This window comes from Brevibacillus sp. B_LB10_24, from assembly GCF_046036945.1.
Classification (GTDB): Bacteria; Bacillota; Bacilli; order Brevibacillales; family Brevibacillaceae; genus Brevibacillus_C.
This window is the reverse complement of record NZ_JBJQOQ010000077.1, coordinates 1-1,158: the sequence shown is the minus strand read 5'-3', so window position 1 is coordinate 1,158 and position 1,158 is coordinate 1. Positions and strand designations below refer to the sequence as shown.

The following is a 1,158-nucleotide window of genomic DNA, read 5'->3' as shown; positions in this document are numbered from 1 at the left end:
TCTTGTAAAAAAGGTGAACCCAGCTTATCGGACAAAATGGAAATAGCCGACAAGTGGATACAGCTGGGGTACACAGCCAAACTGGTGCTACGTATTGTCGGCATCCTGGAAGCCACCTACTATTACCGAAAAAACAAAGCCTCCCAAAAACCTCGCGTTTATCACGGAGGAAGGCCTATACCCGGTTATTCGTTGTCAAAAGACGGACAACCTGTCAGTGACGAACAAATCAAAGAATGGCTATCCGAGCTGATTGCCGATGAAGAATCTGCTTATGGATATCGAAAGCTTACCGTCTGCCTACGGCGAGACTACCAATTGGTCATCAACAAGAAAAAGGTTTACCGCTTGCTGAAAGAAGAAGAACTCCTGCAACCCCAACGCCAAAAGAAAAGGAACCATCCTCGAAAGTTGGCAAACAACCGAGAGATTACCGCGCCGAATCAATTGTGGGAAATGGACGTAAAATACGGATTTATCGTAGGAGAACAGCGTTTCTTTTTCCTGATGAGTCTCATTGATGTCTATGATCGAGCGATCGTGGACTACCATTTCGGACTGACCTGCGAAGGAAAACATGCTGCTCAGATTCTCCAACGTGCTTTGTGGAAACGGCAGCAATTCCATCGTGATGATCGCCCTGTTATCCGTACGGATAACGGTCCACAGTTTATTAGCCATGCCTTTGAAGGAGCCTGTCAAAGCTTTCGAACCGTTCACGAACGAATTCCTCCAAAGACGCCAAACAAAAATGCTCACATTGAGTCCTTTCACAGCGTTTTGGAGAAAGAATGTTTGCAGCGGAATGAATTTCAGAGCTTTCAAGAAGCCTATGAAACCGTGACAAACTATCTGCTCTTTTATAATCAGCGCCGGATTCATGGAAGCTTGTACGATTTATCACCTGTAGAATTTGGTAAAGCCTTTAGCCTGCAACGCATTAGACCATTTGTTGTGAAAGTGTAGTATGGCAAAGGATTGCAGAATGATCCCTACTTCAACCTAGCTGACAAGCAGGAAGGAAAACGTCTGGGGTCAAGTGATCTCCTTGACGCTAGGCGTTTTCCTTCCTAGACTCCCAGGTGGTTGAAGGAGGGAAGAATCATATGAAAATGCGAGAATAAGGGAGAAAGACTCAAATTTTAAGGGGTTAAACCG

1 protein-coding gene is annotated in these 1,158 nt (G+C 45.2%); it reads left to right on the top strand.

Annotated elements, in window-relative coordinates; translation table 11 throughout:
* The coding region (locus tag ACI7RC_RS27715; RefSeq protein ID WP_408111380.1) for an IS3 family transposase at nucleotides 1-966 on the top strand (966 nt) is incomplete at its 5' end.
* Between the last annotated feature and the right edge of the window lie 192 nt (nucleotides 967-1,158).